20 protein-coding genes and 6 tRNA genes are annotated in these 22,991 nt (G+C 39.9%); 23 read left to right on the top strand and 3 right to left on the bottom strand.

The window, feature by feature from the left end; all coding sequences use genetic code 11:
* Positions 1–5: 5 nt before the first annotated feature.
* The 6 genes from A6E03_RS11875 to A6E03_RS11850 all read left to right on the top strand — a co-directional run bounded on the left by A6E03_RS11875 (position 6) and on the right by A6E03_RS11850 (position 866).
* A tRNA-Leu gene (locus A6E03_RS11875) sits at positions 6–90 on the top strand.
* 50 nt (positions 91–140) lie between these two features.
* Positions 141–215 (top strand) — tRNA-Gln (locus A6E03_RS11870).
* A 116-nt stretch (positions 216–331) separates the two neighbouring features.
* Positions 332–416: transfer RNA gene (locus tag A6E03_RS11865), tRNA-Leu, on the top strand.
* Positions 417–466: 50 nt separating this feature from the next.
* Positions 467–541, top strand: a tRNA-Gln gene (locus A6E03_RS11860).
* Positions 542–657: 116 nt separating this feature from the next.
* Positions 658–742 (top strand) — tRNA-Leu (locus A6E03_RS11855).
* A gap of 49 nt (positions 743–791) precedes the next feature.
* A tRNA-Gln gene (locus A6E03_RS11850) sits at positions 792–866 on the top strand.
* A gap of 217 nt (positions 867–1,083) precedes the next feature.
* On the opposite strand, the gene A6E03_RS11845 is transcribed toward A6E03_RS11850, so the two are convergent.
* Entirely contained in the window at positions 1,084–2,238 is a 1,155-nt protein-coding gene (locus tag A6E03_RS11845; RefSeq protein ID WP_176703478.1) for a 2-octaprenyl-3-methyl-6-methoxy-1,4-benzoquinol hydroxylase, read from the bottom strand.
* A 218-nt stretch (positions 2,239–2,456) separates the two neighbouring features.
* Here A6E03_RS11845 and miaB point away from each other — a divergent pair, with 218 nt between their 5' ends.
* The 5 genes from miaB to lnt all read left to right on the top strand — a co-directional run bounded on the left by miaB (position 2,457) and on the right by lnt (position 8,140).
* Positions 2,457–3,881, top strand: coding sequence for a tRNA (N6-isopentenyl adenosine(37)-C2)-methylthiotransferase MiaB (gene miaB / locus A6E03_RS11840; RefSeq protein WP_065592155.1), 1,425 nt, complete (start codon positions 2,457–2,459; stop codon positions 3,879–3,881).
* A gap of 144 nt (positions 3,882–4,025) precedes the next feature.
* A complete protein-coding gene (locus A6E03_RS11835) occupies positions 4,026–5,096 on the top strand; it encodes a PhoH family protein (protein WP_065592154.1) in 1,071 nt (356 codons plus the stop codon).
* A 21-nt stretch (positions 5,097–5,117) separates the two neighbouring features.
* Complete coding sequence (gene ybeY, locus A6E03_RS11830; RefSeq protein WP_065600932.1) at positions 5,118–5,579, top strand: rRNA maturation RNase YbeY; 462 nt, start codon at positions 5,118–5,120, stop codon at positions 5,577–5,579.
* A 69-nt stretch (positions 5,580–5,648) separates the two neighbouring features.
* Entirely contained in the window at positions 5,649–6,524 is an 876-nt protein-coding gene (gene corC, locus A6E03_RS11825) for a CNNM family magnesium/cobalt transport protein CorC (RefSeq protein ID WP_060993520.1), read from the top strand.
* A 110-nt stretch (positions 6,525–6,634) separates the two neighbouring features.
* On the top strand, positions 6,635–8,140 hold the full coding sequence (gene lnt / locus A6E03_RS11820; RefSeq protein WP_065600931.1) for an apolipoprotein N-acyltransferase: 1,506 nt from the start codon (positions 6,635–6,637) through the stop codon (positions 8,138–8,140).
* 74 nt (positions 8,141–8,214) lie between these two features.
* Here lnt and A6E03_RS11815 read toward each other — a convergent pair whose 3' ends face one another.
* Positions 8,215–8,697, bottom strand: coding sequence for a zinc ribbon-containing protein (locus tag A6E03_RS11815; protein WP_065592151.1), 483 nt, complete (start codon positions 8,695–8,697; stop codon positions 8,215–8,217).
* Positions 8,698–8,863: 166 nt separating this feature from the next.
* Here A6E03_RS11815 and leuS point away from each other — a divergent pair, with 166 nt between their 5' ends.
* From leuS to lipA, 12 genes are all read left to right on the top strand, one after another.
* Entirely contained in the window at positions 8,864–11,440 is a 2,577-nt protein-coding gene (leuS, locus tag A6E03_RS11810) for a leucine--tRNA ligase (protein ID WP_065592150.1), read from the top strand.
* 247 nt (positions 11,441–11,687) lie between these two features.
* Positions 11,688–12,248 (top strand): LPS assembly lipoprotein LptE, encoded by a 561-nt coding sequence (gene lptE, locus A6E03_RS11805; RefSeq protein ID WP_176703477.1) that lies wholly within the window; start codon positions 11,688–11,690, stop codon positions 12,246–12,248.
* A 2-nt stretch (positions 12,249–12,250) separates the two neighbouring features.
* Positions 12,251–13,276 (top strand): DNA polymerase III subunit delta, encoded by a 1,026-nt coding sequence (gene holA / locus A6E03_RS11800; RefSeq protein ID WP_065592148.1) that lies wholly within the window; start codon positions 12,251–12,253, stop codon positions 13,274–13,276.
* A gap of 62 nt (positions 13,277–13,338) precedes the next feature.
* Positions 13,339–13,656 (top strand): ribosome silencing factor, encoded by a 318-nt coding sequence (gene rsfS, locus A6E03_RS11795; protein ID WP_065600930.1) that lies wholly within the window; start codon positions 13,339–13,341, stop codon positions 13,654–13,656.
* Positions 13,657–13,660: 4 nt separating this feature from the next.
* Positions 13,661–14,131 (top strand): 23S rRNA (pseudouridine(1915)-N(3))-methyltransferase RlmH, encoded by a 471-nt coding sequence (gene rlmH / locus A6E03_RS11790; RefSeq protein WP_016959674.1) that lies wholly within the window; start codon positions 13,661–13,663, stop codon positions 14,129–14,131.
* Positions 14,132–14,137: 6 nt separating this feature from the next.
* Positions 14,138–16,012 (top strand): penicillin-binding protein 2, encoded by a 1,875-nt coding sequence (mrdA, locus tag A6E03_RS11785; RefSeq protein ID WP_176703476.1) that lies wholly within the window; start codon positions 14,138–14,140, stop codon positions 16,010–16,012.
* The gene (gene rodA / locus A6E03_RS11780) at positions 16,012–17,133 is read left to right on the top strand and encodes a rod shape-determining protein RodA (protein WP_065592145.1); all 1,122 of its coding nucleotides are present in this window, start codon (positions 16,012–16,014) and stop codon (positions 17,131–17,133) included. Before mrdA ends, rodA begins: the two co-directional genes overlap by 1 nt.
* Complete coding sequence (locus A6E03_RS11775) at positions 17,133–17,939, top strand: septal ring lytic transglycosylase RlpA family protein (RefSeq protein ID WP_065600928.1); 807 nt, start codon at positions 17,133–17,135, stop codon at positions 17,937–17,939. Before rodA ends, A6E03_RS11775 begins: the two co-directional genes overlap by 1 nt.
* A gap of 261 nt (positions 17,940–18,200) precedes the next feature.
* A complete protein-coding gene (locus A6E03_RS11770; RefSeq protein WP_065600927.1) occupies positions 18,201–19,376 on the top strand; it encodes a serine hydrolase in 1,176 nt (391 codons plus the stop codon).
* Between the two features lie 160 nt (positions 19,377–19,536).
* Positions 19,537–19,806: a DUF493 family protein YbeD gene (gene ybeD / locus A6E03_RS11765; protein ID WP_065592142.1), complete on the top strand. Its 270-nt coding sequence runs from the start codon at positions 19,537–19,539 to the stop codon at positions 19,804–19,806.
* A gap of 198 nt (positions 19,807–20,004) precedes the next feature.
* Entirely contained in the window at positions 20,005–20,682 is a 678-nt protein-coding gene (lipB, locus tag A6E03_RS11760) for a lipoyl(octanoyl) transferase LipB (RefSeq protein WP_141676948.1), read from the top strand.
* On the top strand, positions 20,675–21,640 hold the full coding sequence (gene lipA / locus A6E03_RS11755) for a lipoyl synthase (RefSeq protein WP_065592140.1): 966 nt from the start codon (positions 20,675–20,677) through the stop codon (positions 21,638–21,640). Before lipB ends, lipA begins: the two co-directional genes overlap by 8 nt.
* 82 nt (positions 21,641–21,722) lie before the next feature.
* Here the strand turns inward: lipA and A6E03_RS11750 are convergent, their stop codons facing one another.
* Positions 21,723–22,979 (bottom strand): glutamate-5-semialdehyde dehydrogenase, encoded by a 1,257-nt coding sequence (locus A6E03_RS11750; RefSeq protein ID WP_065592139.1) that lies wholly within the window; start codon positions 22,977–22,979, stop codon positions 21,723–21,725.
* Positions 22,980–22,991 lie beyond the last annotated feature (12 nt).

Genomic DNA, 22,991 nt, shown 5'->3' with positions numbered 1-22,991 from the left:
AGAACGCGGACGTGGCGGAATTGGTAGACGCACCAGATTTAGGTTCTGGCGCCGTAAGGTGTGAGAGTTCAAGTCTCTCCGTCCGCACCATATTTAAAGATGTATTATTTTAGTTTAACTACTAACCTAATCTTCTCTGTTGGGATATCGCCAAGCGGTAAGGCACCGGCTTTTGATGCCGGCATTCCCTGGTTCAAATCCAGGTATCCCAACCACTATTTACATGATTGATTTAACCTAATCGATGATGACAACGTTAGAAAGACTCTCCAATTCGTCTTCTAACTATAAAAAATTTCTACTCTTTGTTTTAATTAACAACTAGAAGAACGCGGACGTGGCGGAATTGGTAGACGCACCAGATTTAGGTTCTGGCGCCGTAAGGTGTGAGAGTTCAAGTCTCTCCGTCCGCACCATATTTAAAGATGCATTATCTTAGTTTAATTACTAATCTAATCTTCTCTGTTGGGATATCGCCAAGCGGTAAGGCACCGGCTTTTGATGCCGGCATTCCCTGGTTCAAATCCAGGTATCCCAACCACTACTTACATGATTGATTTAACCTAATCGATGATGACAACGTTAGAAAGACTCTCCAATTCGTCTTCTAACTATAAAAAATTTCTACTCTTTGTTTTAATTAACAATTAGAAGAACGCGGACGTGGCGGAATTGGTAGACGCACCAGATTTAGGTTCTGGCGCCGTAAGGTGTGAGAGTTCAAGTCTCTCCGTCCGCACCATATTTAAAGATGCTTATATTAGTTTAACTACTAACGTAATCTTCTCTGTTGGGATATCGCCAAGCGGTAAGGCACCGGCTTTTGATGCCGGCATTCCCTGGTTCAAATCCAGGTATCCCAACCACTTTTAAGAAAGCTCATCATTAATTTGATGGGCTTTTTTTTCGTCTGTACATTCTTCTTAAAGATCGCTCTTTTCCTTGCTTCTGCTTCTAAAGCTAAATCGTATTAATGAACCAATTCAATGGTTTTAACGCAATAAAAAAGGTGACCAAATGATCACCTTACTTTCTGTAGATTCGCTTTTACTCGTCCCTAAGCTCTAGTCCCTAGAATTATTTCTATAAACCCAACGCATATTTCAATGCTTGTGTTTTCAATGCACCAGATGAATCAGCCAGTTTTAAACCGACATTACGTAAAAATTTAATCGGTGGTAAAGCGTTGCTAAATAAGGTGTAAAACAAATCCATACTGCTTTGCATGGCTAAGTTATCTATTTTCCGTTTGGATTGATAAGACAATAAGGCTTTATCAGTCTCAGACCCTTTAGCTTCAATTTCTTCCAACAACACTTTTACGTCTTTAAAACCCAAATTTACGCCCTGTCCTGCTAAAGGATTAATGGTATGAGCCGCATCCCCTAATAAAACACAACGATGATCGACGTATTTTTGAGCGTGTCGACGCGTTAAAGGAAATGAACCTGATTGTTCAACGGTAAATTCTCCCAACTCCTGTGGAAAATACGCTTTAATTTCTTTTTCTAACTGAATAGAACTCATAGAAGAAAGCTGTTTAATACGTGAAGGTGAGTCATACCAAACTAAAGAGCCTTTGTTTCCATGTAGAGGAAGAAATGATCGAGGACCAGAAGGCGTAAACCACTGCCAGGTAATATCTTGTTGAGCTTCAGCGGTCTCTATATTGACCAACATGCAATGCTGACGATAATCCCAAGCAGTGATCCCTATTTTTGCTTTCTGACGAACATAAGAATTAGCACCATCAGCACCAATAACCCATTTTGTTTTAATTTTATCGCCATTTTCCAATGTCAGTACATTGTGGTCAGTAAAAAATTCAAGCTCAGCAATTTTTGCAGGAGTAATAACGGTTAGGTTTTCATAAGTAGAAAACATTTGCCATAACCCTAATTGAATAAGGCGGTTTTCAACGATAAAGCCCAGTTGTTCCATATCTAAGGCATCAGAATGAAAACGAGTTCGACATTCAGGCTGCTCCCATGTTTCTAAGCGCTTATAAGGGCATACACGCATTTCTTTGATGTATTGCCAAGCACCCAAGGCTTCAAGCAGATCAACGGAAGATTGAGAAATAGCAGAAACACGAATATCCATTGGTTGGCTATCATCAAAAGAGGCTGGCGCTTTATGCTCAATGACAGCAACTTGATATCCTAATTTCGATAAACCAATGGCAGTAGCGGCTCCCACCATTCCACCACCAACGATCGTATAATCATATTCTTTCATCATCCATAGACCTTATATGAGTCAATAATTTCTCTTATTCTATCGTGATTCACTCTTAATCTAAATCATTCAAATAATACCCTTAAAATATTCAAGGGTGTCTACATCTAGTCATTAAGCGTGGAAAGCAGTACAATACGCGCCCTATCCGTTTTGATTGAGCCTGTCTCTCAAAACTGTACCGAATTCTAGTAATAAAATACGAGTGAAAAAGTTACATGACTAAGAAACTGCTAATTAAAACCTGGGGCTGCCAGATGAACGAATACGATTCATCTAAAATGGCCGATCTTTTAGGTGCCGCAAATGGTTATGAATTAACTGAAGATCCAAAAGAAGCGGATGTTCTGTTATTAAATACCTGTTCAATTCGTGAGAAAGCACAAGAGAAAGTGTTTCACCAATTGGGACGCTGGAAACATTTAAAAGATAAAAAACCAGACTTAGTTATTGGTGTGGGTGGTTGTGTTGCGACTCAAGAAGGTGATCATATTCGCCAACGAGCGCCTTACGTTGATGTAATTTTCGGCCCTCAAACACTTCACCGTTTGCCACAAATGATCAAACAATCGCTTTCTAATGAAAAAACCGTTATGGATATTTCATTCCCAGAGATCGAAAAATTCGATAACCTTCCAGAACCGAAAGCGGATGGCGTATCTGCATTCGTTTCTATCATGGAAGGTTGTTCAAAATACTGTACTTACTGCGTTGTTCCTTATACTCGCGGTGAAGAAGTTAGCCGTCCGTTAGACGATGTGCTATTTGAAATTGCTCAACTTGCTGAACAAGGTGTACGTGAAGTTAATCTATTAGGCCAGAACGTTAATGCGTATCGTGGTCCAATGTACGATGGTGATATCTGTTCATTTGCTGATTTACTACGCATGGTTGCTTCTATTGATGGTATTGACCGTTTACGTTTCACAACGAGTCACCCACTAGAATTTGGTGATGATATTGTTGCTGTTTACGAAGATACACCTGAATTAGTAAGCTTCTTGCATCTACCCGTTCAAAGTGGTTCAGACCGAATCCTAACGATGATGAAACGTCCTCATACTGCTATTGAGTACAAATCAATCATCCGTAAGCTGCGTAAAGCTCGTCCTGATATTTTAATCAGCTCGGATTTCATCGTTGCTTTCCCTGGCGAGTCAGAAAAAGACTTCCAAGACACAATGAAGCTAATTAAAGACGTAGATTTTGATATGAGCTACAGCTTTGTCTTTTCTCCTCGTCCTGGTACGCCTGCGGCTGATTATCCATGTGATATTCCAGAGCAAACGAAAAAAGACCGTTTAGCTGAGCTTCAACAGCAAATTAACTTCCAATCAGCACGTTTCTCTCGTCAAATGCTAGATACAGAGCTTCGCGCATTGGTTGAAGGTCCATCAAAACGTAACCCAATGGAACTTCGTGCCCGTACAGAAAACAACCGTGTTGTTAACTTTACTGGTAGCCCTGAACTGATTGGACAATTTGTTGATCTTCATATTACAGAATCATTTACGAACTCTTTACGTGGTACGTTAGTTCGTACTGAAAAAGACATGGGATTACGTGTTGCTGTTTCTCCTTCAGAAATGATAGAGAAGACACGCCGTGAAGATGACCTTGGTGTAGGTACTTTTACGCCATAATGTGATCTCCTCAATAAAATCAAACACTAAAAAAGATGATTAAGGTTTCTTGATCATCTTTTTTCTTATTTGGTCTTGAGAAAATTCACTCTTTACCCAATAAATAATAGATATATCCCATAGTTAACATTCTGAGAGGCAACATTGAGCATTAAAACAACTAAATTAGAGTTGACCTTAGAACCAGCAGATAATCGACGCCTATCTAGCCTTTGTGGTCCATTTGATGACAACATAAAGCATCTTGAGCGTCGTTTAGGTGTAGAAGTAAACTATCGCGGCAATCTTTTTACTGTTGTGGGAAAACCTCATACTGTTTCCGCTGCGGTTGATATTTTAAGAGACCTTTATGTTGACACCGCCCCTGTTAAGGGCCAGTACCCTGATATTGAACCTGAACAAATCCACTTAGCCGTAAAAGAATCGGGCATACTAGAATTAGAAAAAGAAGACGTCTCTACTATCCCTCATGGCAAAGAAATTTTTATTAAGACCAAGAAAGGCCTAATAAAACCACGAACAGAAAACCAAGCACAGTACGTAACCAATATGGTCACTCATGATATTACGTTTGGTATTGGCCCTGCAGGTACTGGTAAAACCTATTTAGCCGTTGCAGCAGCCGTAGATGCGCTTGAACGCCAAGAGGTTCGTCGTATACTTCTTACTCGCCCAGCAGTTGAAGCTGGCGAAAAATTGGGTTTTTTACCTGGTGATCTAAGTCAGAAGGTCGATCCTTACCTGCGCCCTCTTTACGATGCTCTTTTTGAAATGCTTGGTTTTGAGCGTGTTGAAAAGCTGATTGAACGCAATGTTATTGAAGTTGCCCCATTGGCCTATATGCGTGGGCGTACATTAAATGATGCTTTTATTATTTTAGATGAAAGCCAAAACACCACTGTAGAGCAGATGAAAATGTTCCTAACTCGTATTGGTTTTAATTCTCGAGCAGTGATCACGGGGGATATTACCCAAATAGATTTACCTCGCGGGGCTAAGTCCGGTTTACGTCATGCGACTGAAGTATTATCAGATGTGGATGAAATAAGTTTCAATTTTTTTATCGCCGATGATGTCGTTCGACACCCTGTTGTCGCCCGTATCGTAAATGCCTATGAAAAATGGGAAGCAAATGATCAAAAAGAGCGTAAACTAGAGGAACAGCGTCGTAAACAAGAACGTGAAGCACGTTTAATTGACTCTGAAAATAACTAGTACGATAAATTTAGGTGAACCATGAGCATTGAACTCGATCTACAAATTGCATGTGAAAATGAAAAAGACCTGCCTTCTGAAAAAGATATTATATCTTGGCTAAATGCAGTGCTTCCTCAATTTCAACCACAAGCAGAGCTAACAATCCGAATTGTAGATGAAAAAGAAAGTCATGAGTTAAACCACCAATACCGTGGTATGGATAAACCAACCAATGTATTGTCTTTTCCATTTGAAGCGCCACCTGAAATTGAAATCGATTTATTAGGTGATTTAATCATCTGTCGCCAAGTTGTTGAAAAAGAAGCTGTTGAGCAAAACAAGCCTTTATTAGCACATTGGGCGCATATGGTTGTACATGGCAGTCTTCATCTGCTAGGTTATGACCATATCGAGGATGAAGAAGCTGAAGATATGGAATCACTCGAAACAGAATTAATGCAAGAAATGGGCTTTGAAGACCCGTATCTCGCTGAGAAATAATTGTTGGAATAATCCAATAGTTACTTATGTGAGCTATCCACATTGATAGCAACTACTTTTAAAGAAGCCATGAACGACGAAAATTCACAGAATACAGAAGGTCCGAGTAGAAAGTCCTTCTTAGGACGCCTTTCCCAACTATTCCAAGGGGAACCTAAAGATCGCCAAGAATTGGTAGATGTATTTAGAGACTCTGAGGAGAATGAAGTTATTGACCACGACACCCGAGACATGCTCGAAGGTGTAATGGAAATATCTGAAATGAGAGTTCGAGACATCATGTTACCGCGCTCTCAGATGGTCACTGTAGAGAAAACACAAGATCTAGAATCACTGATAGCAACAATCATAGAAGCGTCACACTCACGCTACCCTGTGATCAGTGAGGATAAAGACCATGTTGAAGGAATACTCCTTGCGAAGGACTTACTAAGATACTTAGGCTCAGATTGTGAAGCCTTTGAGATCGAACAAGTTATTCGACCTGCTGTTGTAGTACCAGAAAGCAAACGTGTTGATAAACTTTTAAAAGAGTTTAGAGAAGAGCGTTATCACATGGCCATCGTAGTCGATGAGTTTGGTGGGGTTTCTGGTTTAGTTACCATTGAAGATATCCTTGAAGAAATTGTTGGGGATATTGAAGATGAGTTTGATGACGAAGAAGAAAAAGACATCCGTCAGTTAAGCAAACACACTTTTGCTGTGAAAGCCTTAACTGAAATCGATGACTTTAATGATGCTTTTTCAACACACTTCAGTGACGAAGAGATTGATACCGTTGGCGGTTTAGTATTAACCAGTTTTGGGCATTTACCTGAAAGTGGCGAAACTATCGAAATATCAGGCTTTACTTTTAAAGTCACCGCTGCCGATAACCGTCGCATCATACAACTTCAAGTGACGATTCCTGAAAAAGAATCAGAAAAGAAACACGAAGAAGAGTAATATTCTCAGCCGCTTAGCAATAAGCGGCTGAACTTTATCAGACTTTTGAAGACTAATTACAACGACTGATATCACATAACTGTTCTTTCATTATTTGTTTGAGACCTTCCATGCCATTTTTGAATCATTACCTTATTCGCCTTCTTATTGCCATTATCTCTGGTGCAGCTGCCACATTGGCTTTTGCTCCCTATTCTTTATGGCCTTTTGCTTTTATCTCTCCAGTTTGCTTATTTTTATTATTGCACCAACAAACAACAAAACGAGCAACTTGGTTAGGCTTCTCTTGGGGCTTAGGCTATTTTGGCGCAGGTGTAAGTTGGGTTCATGTCAGTATCGACAACTTTGGTGGTATGCCAGTCGCTGCTAGTCTCTTTTTAATGATCGGACTAATCAGTTATCTTGCGTTATATCCGATGCTATTTTCATTTCTTTTACAGCGATTTTTTAGCAAGCATAAACTTACGAAATACTTATTAGCAGCGCCGGCCCTTTGGCTTGTCACTGATTGGCTACGTGGCTGGGTATTTACCGGGTTTCCATGGTTATGGCTAGGATACAGTCAAATTGATAGCCCTCTTTCTCCTTGGGGAGCCATATTCGGCGTAGAAGGCATTACGCTAATGATCCTGATTTCTGTGGGAGCAATGATATACAGCCTTCTGGAGAAAAAATGGAGTTTACTTCTGATCCCAGCGGTCATTATTGCCACTTCTTTTGCTATCAAGCCATTTGATTGGGTTACACCGCAACCAGACAAAGCAACCAAAGTCGCTCTAATCCAAGGAAATGTTAATCAAGCAATTAAATGGCTGCCAAGAGAACGTTGGCCAACCATCATGAAATACATGGATTTAACACGTAAAAATTGGGATGCGGATTTAATTGTATGGCCAGAAGCGGCAATCCCTGCGTTAGAGATTGAGATCCCAAGCTTTTTACGCAACCTTGATAGCGCCGCCACAATGAATAACAGCACAGTTATTACTGGTGTTGTTGGCCAAAGTCCAACCGGGAACTTCTATAACAATATTATTTCACTTGGTGTAAATGGAACCAAAGGTTACGACTATCAAGATCAACCGAGATACAGTAAACATCACCTACTCCCATTTGGGGAATTTGTACCTTTTGAAAATATATTACGCCCGATAGCCCCTATCTTTAATCTACCAATGTCATCATTTAGTCGTGGGGATTACATCCAGCCTAATATCGAGGCCAGTGGTACACACTTAGCTCCAGCACTATGCTATGAAATAGTCTATGGCGAACAAGTTAGAGCAAATATTACCGAACAAACGGATTACATTTTAACGCTTTCTAATGATGCTTGGTTTGGCACTTCGATTGGGCCACTACAGCATATGGAAATGGCTCAAATGAGAGCCTTAGAAACGGGTAAACCTGTTATTCGCTCAACAAACAATGGTGTAACAGCGATTACTGATTATAGAGGTAATATTACCGAGCAAATACCACAATTTACAACAGCGGTATTACGCGGTGAAGTTATCCCTACGACAGGAACAACGCCTTATCGTTATTGGGGAACGTGGCCATTATACTTCCTTGCCATGCTATCGTTAGTTATTGCTTGGCGTAAACGTCGATAACGACACTAAATGGTCTGTATATCATTACGATATTCAGACCTTTCTGCTATCTATTCAATCATCTCATATTAACATTATGGCTTTAATGACTGTCGTGTAAATTCTTCATTGTCACAATGAGTACAGGGTTGAATGATTTGAGCATGGTTAAATTGTTCTCGATGACCACACTTCTCACAAACTAGAATACCCAAACCAACCACTTCACCGGCTTGATAAACACCTTGATGCTCTAAATCATCGAAGACTTCTTTCCATTCAACTTGTGTCTTATCTGTAATCTCAAGTAAACCATGCCAAATAGAATCGGCTATTAATCGATAAAAAGGGGAATCAGGAAAGGTGGTTTTACTCTCCTCATAACTCTGTGCAAATTCCTTGATATCTCTTCTGACATAACTGGAGATCAATTCCAATTCATCTTTGGTCATATCAGAAGCGGCATCTACCACCTCTTCTGATGATTTAGCCCAATGCTGAAATTCTTCAGGGCTTCTTTCCAATACATTCATCACACGCTCAAAGACAGCGTTATAACCTGTTTTTTGCTTAGACATAAGTCACCTCCAAGAATTCGCTAGATTTATATAGCGAAGAGTGAGTTAAAGGTTATCAGGTCGCTTGAGTATAAGCGCTCCATTAGTTATTCTATGCTGATCAAGTATTATCTGATCAAACCGATCTCACAAATTTTGTGATCCACTGACATAACTGGGTAAATCGATGCAAGAACAATATAATCCACAGGATCTTGAACAAAAGATCCAGAAACATTGGGACGACAATAAAACATTTGTTGTAACTGAAGACGCAAGCAAAGAAAAATTCTATTGCCTCTCAATGTTCCCATACCCAAGTGGTCGTCTACACATGGGTCACGTTCGTAACTACACCATTGGTGATGTGGTTTCTCGCTATCAGCGCCTGCAAGGCAAAAACGTAATGCAACCTATCGGTTGGGATGCGTTTGGTCTTCCAGCTGAGAATGCGGCTGTTAAAAATAAAACAGCACCAGCACCTTGGACTTACGAAAACATCGAATACATGAAAAACCAGCTTAAACTATTAGGCTTTGGTTACGATTGGAATCGTGAATTCGCAACCTGTACGCCTGAGTATTACCGTTGGGAACAAGAGTTCTTCACAAAGCTGTACAACAAAGGCCTAGTTTACAAGAAAACGTCTTCTGTAAACTGGTGTCCAAATGACCAAACTGTTCTTGCAAACGAACAAGTTGAAGATGGTTGTTGTTGGCGTTGTGATACCCCTGTAGAACAAAAGAAAATTCCACAGTGGTTCATTAAAATTACCGAATACGCACAAGAGCTTCTTGACGATCTAGATACGCTTGATGGCTGGCCAGAAATGGTTAAAACCATGCAACGTAACTGGATTGGTCGCTCTGAAGGTGTTGAGTTATCTTTTGTCGTTAACGGCGAAGAAGCACCTTTAGAAGTATATACCACACGTCCAGATACGCTAATGGGTGTTACTTACGTTGCTATCGCAGCGGGTCACCCTCTTGCAGAAAAAGCAGCAGCAACAAACCCTGAGTTATTTGCTTTCACAGAAGAATGTCGCAACACGAAAGTGGCAGAAGCTGAATTAGCAACAATGGAAAAGAAAGGTATGGATACGGGTTTAACCGCTATTCACCCTCTTAACGGTCGTGTTGTTCCTGTTTTTGTTGCAAACTTTGTTCTAATGGATTACGGCACGGGTGCAGTAATGGCAGTTCCTGCTCATGATCAACGTGATTATGAATTTGCGACCAAATACAGCATTGATATTATTCCTGTAATCAAACCTGAAGATGGTTCTGATGTTGACGTATCTGAAGCTGCGTACACAGAAAAAGGCGTTCTGTTTGATTCTGGTGAATTCGACGGCCTTGCTTTCCAAGACGCATTTGATGCTATCGCGGCGAAATTAGAATCTGAAGGTAAAGGCAAAAAAACAGTCAACTTCCGTCTACGTGATTGGGGCGTTTCTCGTCAACGTTACTGGGGTGCTCCAATCCCAATGGTAACGACTGAAGATGGTCAAGTTCATCCAGTACCAGCAGATCAATTACCCGTAATTCTTCCTGAAGATGTGGTAATGGATGGCGTAACTAGCCCAATTAAAGCAGACAAAGAATGGGCTAAAACCACATTCAATGGCGAACCTGCACTGCGTGAAACAGATACCTTTGATACCTTCATGGAATCATCTTGGTACTACGCACGTTACTGTTCACCACAAGCTGACGATATTCTAGACCCAGAAAAAGCAAACTACTGGTTACCAGTAGACCAATACGTTGGTGGTATTGAACATGCATGTATGCACCTTCTTTACTCACGTTTCTTCCATAAGCTTCTACGTGATGCGGGTTATGTAACGTCAAACGAACCATTCAAGCAACTTTTATGTCAAGGTATGGTGCTTTCTGATGCATTCCACCACACCAATGAAAAAGGCACAAAAGAGTGGATCGCACCAACAGACGTAACGATTGAACGTGACGCTAAAGGTCGAATCGAAAAAGCCGTTGATGATCAAGGCCGTGAAGTTCAACATTCAGGCATGATCAAAATGTCTAAATCAAAAAATAACGGTATTGACCCTCAAGAAATGGTTGATAAGTTTGGCGCCGATACGGTTCGTCTATTCATGATGTTTGCAGCGCCTGCTGACATGACTCTAGAATGGCAAGAATCCGGTGTTGAAGGAGCAAGTCGCTTCCTTAAACGTGTGTGGAAATTAGTTCACGACCACACATCAAAAGGCGAAACAGAAGCATTAGATGTTGCCGCTCTTTCTGGTGACCAAAAAGCATTACGCCGTGATGTTCACAAAACAATTGCAAAAGTAAGTGATGATATTGGCCGTCGCCAAACCTTCAACACCGCTATTGCCGCTATAATGGAATTGATGAACAAGCTTAATAAAGCACCTCAAGGATCAGCACAAGATCGCGCTCTTCTTGATGAAGCATTAAAAGCGGTTGTTGTTATGCTTTACCCAATGACTCCACACGCAAGTTTTGCAATGTGGGATGCATTAGGTGAATCAAACATCGATACCACGGCATGGCCAACATTTGATGAAAAAGCACTTGTTGAAGATGAAAAAACTATCGTTGTTATGATCAACGGTAAATTGCGAGCGAAACTGATTGTTGCTGCTGATGCAACAGAAGAACAAGTGAAAGAGCTTGGTCTAAACGATGAAAACGCAGTTAAATTCCTAGATGGCCTAACTATCCGTAAAGTTATCTATGTACCTGGCAAGCTTTTAAACATCGTAGCTAACTAATTTACGAATTAAAGCCACGTTATTAGCTAAAAAGTAATTTGAACCTTTTTTCTTATTACTTTTCTATTTAAAGCATAAGCAGCTTGTCTGCTTATGCTTATTTAACTGTTTTATTTTATGCCATAAATAAGATTGCCAATAAAATGGTTAAATAAGCATTTTTATCACCATTTGAAGGAGTTACTCGGTGAAACGACTTTTATCTCTATTATCTCTTCGTACAACAATCGTATTAACTCTTTCTTTAATGGTTTCTGCGTGTGGTTTTCAACTGCGTGGAAATTATCTTCTTCCTGAAGAGTTACATGAAATATCATTAACCACTTTTGACCAATATAGCGACTTAACCCGCGACGTACAAAAACAACTTAGAATGAATGGGATCAGTCAAGTCGCCCCTACTACTGTAACGCCGAGTTTAGATTTAATCAGTGAATCTATCGGGGAAAGAACGCTATCTCTTTACCAAAATAGTCGTGCGGCAGAAAAAGAACTTACTTACACCGTCCAATACAGTGTATTAATCCCTAATCATGATCTGAAAGTGTATACCACTACAGTGAACCGTAACTACCTTGATAACCCATTAACTGCATTAGCAAAATCAGTTGAACGAGACATGATTGAAGATGAAATGCGCACTCAAGCTGCAGAGCAAATCTTACGTCAAATGGCTCGCCTGAAAGCTGACGATAGTGATGAAACAGTGCTAGATGATACCATTACGAACGCTGATAAATCCGAAACAACAGTAGCAACAAAAGAAGTCATTAAAACAATGAACTCATCAGCAGATAACGCGCAATAACGATGAGAGTATTCCCAGAACAATTAGTGCAAAACCTAGAACGTGGCTTACGTCAATGCTACCTTTTATTTGGTAACGAGCCACTCCTAAAACAAGAATGCCTTGATCTCATTCGTCAGAGTAGCCACAAACAGGGTTTTGAAGAAAAGCATCAATTCGTATTAGATAAGCAACTTGACTGGAACTTAATATTTGATTGTACTCAAGCATTAAGCTTATTTTCGTCTCGACAAGTCTTAGAATTAACCATTCCGGATACAGGATTAACGACGGCACATACCAGTAAAATAAAAGAACTTGTCCCTGCACTGCATGACGATATTTTATTGGTATTTCAAGGACCAAGAGTCAATAAAGCTCAAGAAAACAGCCAATGGTTTAAAGCATTATTGCAACTTGGTTTATTTGTCCCATGCAATACGCCAGACAACCAACAGCTTCCTCGCTTTATTCAACAACGTTGTAAAAAGTTAAAATTAAAACCAGATGCAGAAGCGATACAAATGCTAGCTCAATGGCACGAAGGTAATTTACTTGCCTTAGCCCAAAGTTTAGATAAATTAGCGCTTTTATATCCTGATGGGTTACTTACTTTAATCCGTATTGAAGAAGCACTAAATAGAAATAATCATTTCACTCCTTTTCAATTGATTGATACCTTATTATCAGGCCAAGCAAAGCGAGCACAACGAATTCTTCGCCAATTAGAGAGCGAAGGTACTGAAATGGTCATTCTTTTAAGAACGCTACAAAAAGAGCTATTTTTACTACAAAACTTTCAACAAGCCATCACTCAAGGTGAGGCTATGTTTACGGTTTTTGATCGCCACAAAGTATGGCAGAATCGCCGTTCTTTATACCAATCAGCATTACAACGCTTATCAATGGTACAAATTCAGCACTTAATCCGCTCTCTAGCAAGAATGGAAATAGCGACCAAAACAGACTTCGACACTAATTGTTGGCCACAACTTAGTCAGTTGACGTTAGATATGTGCAATATTCACATTTCAGTGACACCCAACTAATCTCATTCATTGAGTTTCACTGGTATACTCCTTTATAAATAACCCATTTCTAGGTGATTACTTTGCAAGATAAAGAACTGCATGATTTTCTATTCAACAGCATCGATGATATGAAAGCCGAAAACATGATTACACTTGATGTTCGTGACAAATCAAGCATCACGGATTTTATGATCGTATGTACGGGTACATCAAAGCGTCATGTAAGCTCAATTGCTTCTAATATTTCAGATAAAGCAAGAGAAGCAGGGCTAATCCCTTATGGTGTTGATGGTGAAGCGGAAGGTGAATGGGTTGTTGTTGATATGGGTGATGTAATGATTCATATCTTACAACAAGAACATCGTGAGCTATACCAACTAGAAAAATTATGGAGCTAATCGTTTGAAACTTCAATTAATTGCTGTTGGTACAAAAATGCCAAAATGGGTTGAAGAAGGTTATAAAGAATATAGCCGTCGCTTCCCAAAAGATATGCCTCTTGAACTTATCGAGATCACCGCAGGTAAGCGTGGAAAAAATGCCGATATCGCACGAATTCTTCAAAAAGAAGGAGAAGCCATGCTTGCTGCGGTCCCAAAAGGTAACCGTATTGTCACTCTAGATATTCCAGGAAAACGTTGGGATACAGAACAACTCGCAGAACAATTAGAATCATGGAAATTGGATGCTCGTGATGTATCTATACTGATTGGTGGCCCAGAAGGATTATCTCCAGCATGTAAAGCAGCTGCAGAACAAAGTTGGTCTCTATCACCTTTAACGCTTCCTCACCCTCTTGTTCGTGTTGTTATGGCTGAAAGTTTATACCGAGCATGGAGCATTACAGCCAATCATCCTTACCACAGAGAATAAGAGTTGATTAAGCGCAAACGCACACAAATTCGTGATTATCACGCCGAAACGAGGTTATTTGCTTCCCGCGCAATAGTCTCGTTTGCGGGGATCATTGCGCTTATTGGTCTTCTATTGACCAATTTGTACAATATTCAAATAAATGAATTTCAAGATTATAAAACACGCTCAAACGATAACCGAATCAAGGTTGTCCCTATCGCACCGAATCGAGGTCTTATTTTTGACCGAAATCACGTTCCTTTAGCGGAAAACCGCCCTGTTTTTAATTTAGAAATATCACCAGATAAAGTAAAAGACTTACCTCTATTATTAAATAAACTCCAAGACATCTTACCTATCACGCAAGATAGCATTGATGATTTTCAAAAAGAACGTCGTCGTACTCGTCGCTTTAAATCTGTCCCTATTCTGTCGCAACTTACTCAAGAACAAGTCGCTGTTTTTGCAGTTAACCAACATAAATTCACAGGTGTTGAAGTTAAAGCTTACCTAAAGCGTTTTTATCCTTACGGAAAAACCTTTACGCATGTTCTTGGCTATGTAGCGAAAATTAATGACCGAGATCTTGCGCGTTTAGCTCGTGAAGAAAAAGATGCAAATTATCAAGCAACACGAGATATAGGTAAACTAGGAATTGAACGTTATTACGAAGATATGCTTCACGGAACCGCAGGTTATCAAGAAGTAGAAGTCAATAGTCGTGGTCGTGTAGTCCGAACACTTAAGTATGTACCGCCAATTCCAGGCAAAGACATCGTATTAAATCTTGATATCGAATTACAGCAATTTGTTGAAAAACAACTTGATGGTCGACGTGGTGCAGCCATTGTCTTAGAACCAAATACAAGCGCTGTATTAGCAATGGTTTCTAGCCCAAGTTACGATCCAAATCTATTTGTGCATGGTATTTCAAGTAAAAATTATAACGCGTTATTAAATGACCCTGACCGTCCACTCGTTAACCGTGCAACCTTAGGAATTTATCCACCAGCATCAACGGTAAAGCCCTTTATTGCAGTTTCTGCACTAGAAGAGAAAATAGTCACGTCGTCCACTACTCGTAATGATCCTGGCTATTGGCGTATTCCTAATTCAAAAACCCGACCATTCCGTGATTGGAAACGTTGGGGCCATGGCACTGTTAATTTAAAACAAGCCATCGAAGAATCTGTTGATACTTTCTTCTACCAAATCTCTTTTGATATGGGGATTGATCGCTTATCAACATGGATGATGAAATTCGGCTTCGGTGATTATACCGGTATTGATATCCATGAAGAAAGTAAAGCTAATATGCCAACCCGAGATTGGAAGGTCGCTCGTTTCCGTACCCCTTGGTATCAAGGCGATACAATACCCGTAGGTATTGGGCAAGGTTATTGGACAGCAACACCCATGCAAATAGCGAAAGCGACATCAGTATTAGTTAACCGAGGCAAAGTACAAGCGCCTCACCTACTAAAAGCAATTATTGATGATAACGCTGAAATACCTTTTGAACCGGAACCATATCCACCAATTACAGGGATTAAAGATAGCTATTGGCAATTAGCGATAGATGGCATGATTTTAGTGAACAATGGACCAAAAGGCACCGCAAGACGTATTTTTGCAGGTACTCCTTATGTGAGTGCTGGTAAATCAGGATCATCTCAAGTTTTCGGCTTAAACGGCCAAGAATATAACGCAGATGAGATTGCAGAACGTTTACGTGATCACGCTTTATTTACTGGCTTTGCTCCAGCAAAAGATCCAAAAGTCATTATTTCATTAGTTCTTGAAAATGCAGGTGGTGGTTCAACTCAAGGTGGACCTGTTGCACGTAGTGTATTTGACCATGTACTGCTCCCGAATCTAGAAGAGGTAACTAAACAATAATGAGAGTAGATATCGCATCAGGAAAGAATAGAGATTTTTTCCACCGTATCCATATCGATTTACCACTACTATTAGGTATCTTGTTATTAATGGCTTGCGCTCTTGTCATTATGTACAGTGCCAGTGGTCAGAGTTTATTGATGATGGATAAACAAGCGATGCGTATGCTTCTTTCATTAGGTGTTATGTTTGTATTAGCCCAAATATCTCCTAGAGCATATGAAGGTGCTGCTCCTTACTTATTTACTATTGGTATCGCTTTATTATTAGGCGTTCTCTTTTTTGGAGAAGCATCTAAAGGCGCTCAACGATGGCTTAATCTTGGTTTTGTTCGTTTTCAACCGTCCGAATTAATAAAACTTGCTGTACCTTTAATGGTGGCTCGATATATTGGTAATAAATCGTTACCACCGAGCATTAAAACTCTATTTTTCGCCCTGTTAATGGTATTTGTTCCAACCATTATGATTGCTAAGCAGCCAGACCTTGGTACCTCAATATTGATTGCCGCTTCTGGTGTTTTTGTGATTTTCTTAGCGGGTATCAGTTGGAAAATACTATGTGCAGCTGCTATCGCTGTTGGTGGATTCATCCCTATTTTATGGTTTTTCTTAATGCGCCCCTATCAAAAAGTAAGGGTACAAACATTATTTAATCCCGAATCAGATCCACTTGGTGCTGGGTACCATATTATCCAATCAAAAATCGCAATTGGCTCTGGAGGTCTGCTTGGTAAAGGGTGGTTACACGGTACACAATCTCAATTAGAGTTTATTCCTGAGCGTCACACTGATTTTATATTTGCTGTTATTGCCGAAGAATGGGGATTAATTGGAGTAATTACACTTCTATCGATTTACTTATTTATCATTGGGCGTGGTTTATTTTTAGCAAGCCAAGCACAAACGGCTTTTGGCCGAATGATGTCAGGCAGCATTGTATTAAGTTTCTTTGTTTATATTTTCGTAAATATGGGAATGGTAAGTGGTATTCTTCCTGTTGTTGGCGTCCCGCTGCCATTAGTCAGTTATGGTGGTACATCTATGGTTACATTGATGGCTGGTTTTGGGATCCTAATGTCGATACATACACACAGAAAAGTTCACTCAAAGGCTAATTAATGCGCATTTTTTCACTCGCACTTACTCTTGTATTAGTAGGCTGTGCTTCCGAGCCACCTGTAAATAAAGACGAACCTAATGCAGGTCGCTATCAAATAGACAGTGATATTGCACCTCATGTACCCATTTCTGTTGAGCATGTTGAAGATGCTCACCCTCGTTATGAGCCAAAAAGCTTATACGGCAATAAAGATTACACCTTATTAGGTAATGACTATCCTATCGTTAAAGAACCTAAAGGCTTTACTCAAGAAGGAAAAAGCTCTTGGTATGGCACAAAATTCCATGGGCATAAAACATCAAATGGTGAAGTGTATGACATGTACTCAATGAGTGCGGCACACAAAACACTCCCTATTCCAAGTTACGTAAAGGTAATCAACAAAGACAATGGTAAAACTGCGATTGTTCGTGTTAATGACCGTGGGCCTTTCCATGAAGGTCGAATTATTGATTTAAGTTTTGCAGCAGCAACAAAACTGGATGTAATAAAAACAGGCACCGCTAACGTAAAGATTGAATATATTGCTGTTGATAAACCTAAAAATGCCCATGAATGGCATGCAATAGACCCAAACCAGTATTACATTCAAATGGTTGCATTAAAAAGTGACGATGGGGCAAAAAAGGCAGCAGAAAAACTACAAAAGCAATTCAATAGCCCGACAAACATTGTCAAATCAACCTCTGTTTATCGAGTACGTTTGGGGCCATTTTTAGATCGTGATGTCGCAGACGCTACGCTATTAGAAGTAAAGAATAATAGCTACATCTCAGCATTTATAATTCAAGAACTTAAAAAGTAACCCTCTTGAATGTCAACGTTAAGTAAATATTGTAACTGGATATCAGGCTAAATTTAGAAAGGCAGCATTAATTGAACTAGTTCAAATTAGCATTGTCTTTATATAACAATAAGATATCCTTTAAGTAAAAAGTACTCCTATGAATTCTTATTAGCTTTCTTTTCGTAGAAAATCAGTTATTTAATTACACATCTGGTCATGATATTCAAATCTGCTATTATGTATTCAGTTTTCACTACCTCACAGTGCAAAGTTATTATTATGAAAAATTCAGCAAAACAGTTAAAGCGAATCATTTTATCGAGCTTAATTCTTGGCTCAACCGTTGCCGTTGCAGCACCAGCCGTTATCCCTAATGCACCTCAAATTGCCGCAAAGGGTTACGTATTAATGGATTATCATTCAGGCAAAGTTCTTGCGGAAGAGAACATGAATGAGCGAATGAATCCAGCAAGTTTAACTAAGATGATGACAAGTTATGTTATCGGTCAAGAAATTGAGAGTGGTAATATCTCAATGGATGACGATGTTGTTATCAGTAAAAATGCATGGGCAAAAAATTTCCCAGGCTCTTCAAAAATGTTTATTGAAGTTGGCAGTACGATTAAAGTACGCGACCTAAACCAAGGCATTATTGTGCAATCTGGTAACGATGCTTGTGTTGCGATGGCTGAACATGTCGCAGGTTCAGAAGATGCATTTGTTGACTTGATGAATGCTTGGGGCAAAACATTAAACCTAGAAAACACACATTTTGGTAATGTTCATGGCTTAGACAGTGATGACTTATATTCAACACCGTATGACATGGCATTAATTGGTCAAGCCTTGATCCGTGACGTACCAGAAGAATACAGAGTTTATTCACAAAAATCATACACATACAATGGCATCACGCAATATAACCGTAATGGTTTATTGTGGGATAAAAGCATGAATGTTGATGGCATCAAAACAGGTCACACTGATGGTGCGGGTTATAACCTAGTTAGTTCAGCGACTGAAGGCAAAATGCGCCTTGTTGCAGTTGTAATGGGTACAAAATCAGGCAACGCTCGTAAAGCTGAGAGTAAGAAACTTCTAAACTACGGTTTCCGCTTCTTTGAAACAGTATCTCCACACAAAGCAAACGAAACATTCGTTACTGAGAAAGTATGGATGGGTAGCTCTGATGAAGTTGCACTAGGCGTAGCAGAAGACACTTATGTAACCTTACCTCGTGGCCAAGCGAAAAAAATGACGGCAAGCTTTGTGTTAGAAAAAACACTAGAAGCGCCTATTTCTAAAGGTGATGTAGTAGGTAAGCTTTTCTATCAAGTTGATGGTGAAGACATTGCCGAGTATCCATTACTTGCTCTAAATGATGTAGAAGAAGGTGGGATCTTTAGCCGCCTTATCGATTACATCGTATTAATGTTTAAAGGTTGGTTAAGCTAATAAATAGCTAAGCAATCAATAGATTATAGGCGGCTTCGGTCGCCTTTTTTGTACTTAAAATACCTTGGCATTCGCTCTATAATTTATAACTCTTGTTATCTGACTTAGGTCACAGTAAAATTCTCCCCTACTATTTATCCACTCTCGATTGGAGACGGTTATGCAAGAGCAACCAAAACTAAAAGATCTTCTAGAATTCCCATGTAAATTTACTTATAAAGTCGTTGGCCTTGCTCATGAACAGCTGCCTGAAATGGTACTTGAAGTAATCCAACGTCACGCTCCTGGCGATTACACTCCAATTGTAAAACCAAGCGGAAAAGGTACTTATCATTCTGTATCTATTGGTATTACAGCAACCTCGATTGAGCAAGTTGAAATTTTATACAAAGAATTAGCGGATATCGAAATCGTTCGTATGGTTCTTTAATATCACCTCTAAGATAAGTAGATAAACACCTACTTACTTAAGCTGATGTAATATATTTGGTAGGTGATATTCCGCTAATTTAGCAATAAATATTGCCTACCATTTTTAACTTTTGATATACCCCTACATTTCTTATCTATTCCTTCCTTTCTATCCTTGCTATCATTGGTCTAAATTTACAAATCAAGTGTGACCCTATTGAACAAGCGTCTAGTAGTTAAAAACCTTGGCCGACAAGATTATGAGCCGGTGTGGGAAGCAATGCATACTTTTACTGATGAGCGCGATGAAAATACGTGTGATGAAGTTTGGTTAGTTGAGCATAATCCTGTATTTACACAAGGGCAGGCAGGTAAAGAAGAGCACGTTCTTGCTGCTGGTAATATTCCTGTTGTCAAAAGTGATCGAGGCGGGCAAGTGACCTACCACGGTCCTGGTCAACTAGTCGCTTACGTATTGATCAATTTACGCCGTAAACATATTGGCGTACGTGAACTCGTCACCCATATTGAAAATACGGTAATTCATACTTTGGGCCAATTTGGCATTATCTCAACTGCTCGACCTGATGCTCCGGGCGTGTATGTCGATAATAAAAAAATATGCTCGCTTGGTCTTCGCATTCGTAAAGGCTGCTCCTTTCATGGATTGGCACTGAATGTAAATATGGATCTATCTCCTTTTCTTCGTATTAACCCTTGTGGCTATGCAGGAATGGAAATGATACAGCTTCACGATTTACTAAAAGAAAACGATACAATAGAGAATAAAGCAGAACACGTCGAAGATGTTCACTCTCTTTTGATTAAAGAATTAACAACATTACTTGATTACACTGATATTGAGTACATAACGGAAAGCAGCCATCATGAGTAAGCCAATTCAAATGGAAAAAGGCGTGAAATACCGCGATGCCGATAAAATGGCACTAATTCCAGTTAAAAATATGCCAACCGAGAAAAAAGAAGTATTACGCAAGCCTGAATGGATGAAAATTAAACTTCCATCAAGCAGTAAACGTATTGATGAAATCAAATCAGCAATGCGTAAAAATAACCTTCACTCTGTGTGTGAAGAAGCTTCTTGCCCTAACCTCGCAGAATGTTTTAACCACGGTACCGCTACCTTTATGATCTTAGGTGCTATTTGTACGCGTCGTTGTCCTTTCTGTGATGTTGCTCATGGTCGCCCAGTGACTCCTGAAGCGGAAGAGCCAAAGAAATTGGCAAAAACGATTCAAGATATGAAACTGAAATATGTGGTAATCACTTCAGTAGACCGTGATGATTTACGTGATGGTGGTGCACAGCATTTTTCTGATTGTAACCGTGAAATTCGTGAATTAAACCCTGAGATCCGTATTGAAACACTAGTACCTGATTTCCGTGGCCGTATGGATCGCGCATTAGACGCAATGCATGGCAACCCACCAGATGTATTTAACCACAACTTAGAGACTGCACCGCGTTTATATCGTAAAGTACGACCTGGTGCCAATTACCAATGGTCACTTGATCTATTGAAGAAATTCAAAGAACAACATCCAACAGTGCCAACAAAGTCTGGTGTTATGATGGGGCTAGGTGAGACAAAAGAAGAGATTGTTCAAGTACTAAAAGACTTGCGAGATCATGGTGTAACGATGTTAACGCTAGGTCAATACTTAGCACCAAGTCGCCACCACTTACCTGTTGAACGTTACGTTCCACCAGCAGAGTTTGATGAACTAAAAGAGATCGCACTTGAGCTTGGATTTACTCATGCCGCTTGTGGACCATTTGTTCGTTCTTCTTACCATGCCGATCTTCAAGCGAAAGGCGAAGAAGTTAAATAGTTCAGGATTCAAGAAATGAAAAAAGGTTGACGTTTTTGCGTCAACCTTTTTATTTATTTGCTAGAAGCTAATGAAAGAGTGATTAACTACGGATTAGATAATCTGCTTTACCTACCCATTTATAACTTGTTAACTCTTCTAAGCCCATTGGACCACGAGCATGAAGCTTTTGAGTAGACACAGCGACTTCTGCGCCTAAACCAAACTGAGCGCCATCAGTAAAGCGAGTTGATGCATTCACATAGACAGCGGCAGAACCTGCTGTATTAATGAACTTCTCTGCCGATTCAATATTATTTGTTAAGATCGTATCAGAGTGGCTCGCGTTATGTTTTTGCATATGAGCAGCGGCTTCGTTGACATCGGCAACGACTTTTACTCCTAATGTGTAACTTAGCCATTCAGTGTCAAAATCGCCCTCTTGAGCTTCACGTAACGATACACCTTTAAACTCTTTTAATAGTGCGTAAGCTTTAGGCTCAGCAACTAATTCAACACGGCCGGCCATGTTATCCGCAAGTAATGCTAAGAATTGTGGAGCGACGGCTTCATGAACCAATAACGTATCTAATGCATTACATGCTGATGGACGTTGTGCTTTTGAGTTATCTACAACCGCTAATGCTCTTTCTAAATCAGCACTGTCATCAACAAACGCATGGCTAATACCAAAACCACCAATGATCACTGGAATTGAGCTGTTTTCTTTACACATCTTGTGAAGACCAGCACCACCACGCGGAATGATCATATCTACATAATCATCTAAACGCAGTAATTCAGAAACTAATTCGCGATCTGGTTTTTCTATGTACTGTACTGACGCTGCTGGTAAATCGGCTTTTTCAAGAGCAACTTGAATAACCTTAACTAACTCCATGTTAGAAAAGAACGTTTCTTTACCGCCACGTAGAATACTTGCATTACCAGTTTTCAAGCATAACGAAGCAATATCTATCGTCACGTTTGGACGGGCTTCGTAAATCACACCAATAACACCAATAGGTACACGACGTCGAGAAAGAGACATGCCGTTTTCAAGCATTTTACTGTCAATTTCGCTACCAACAGGATCATTCAAGCCGATCACGTTACGAACATCGTTAGCAATACCAACTAAACGTTCTTCTGTTAGTAATAATCTGTCTTGCATTGCATCTGAAATTCCCGCGTCTACCGCTGCACTAATGTCTCTTGCATTAGCAGCCAGAATCGCCTCTTTATTGGCTTCAAGCTCGTCAGCAATAATAGCAAGCGCTCTGTTCTTTTGGGCTGTTGGAGCAACAGCCAAGTCAAATGCAGCTGCTTTTGCTGCCTGACCCATACTCGTTAAATTCACAATAAATATCCT

The sequence above is a fragment of the Aliivibrio sp. 1S128 genome, from assembly GCF_001691065.1.
Classification (GTDB): Bacteria; Pseudomonadota; Gammaproteobacteria; order Enterobacterales; family Vibrionaceae; genus Aliivibrio.
This window is presented reverse-complemented; position numbering and strand designations above follow the sequence as displayed.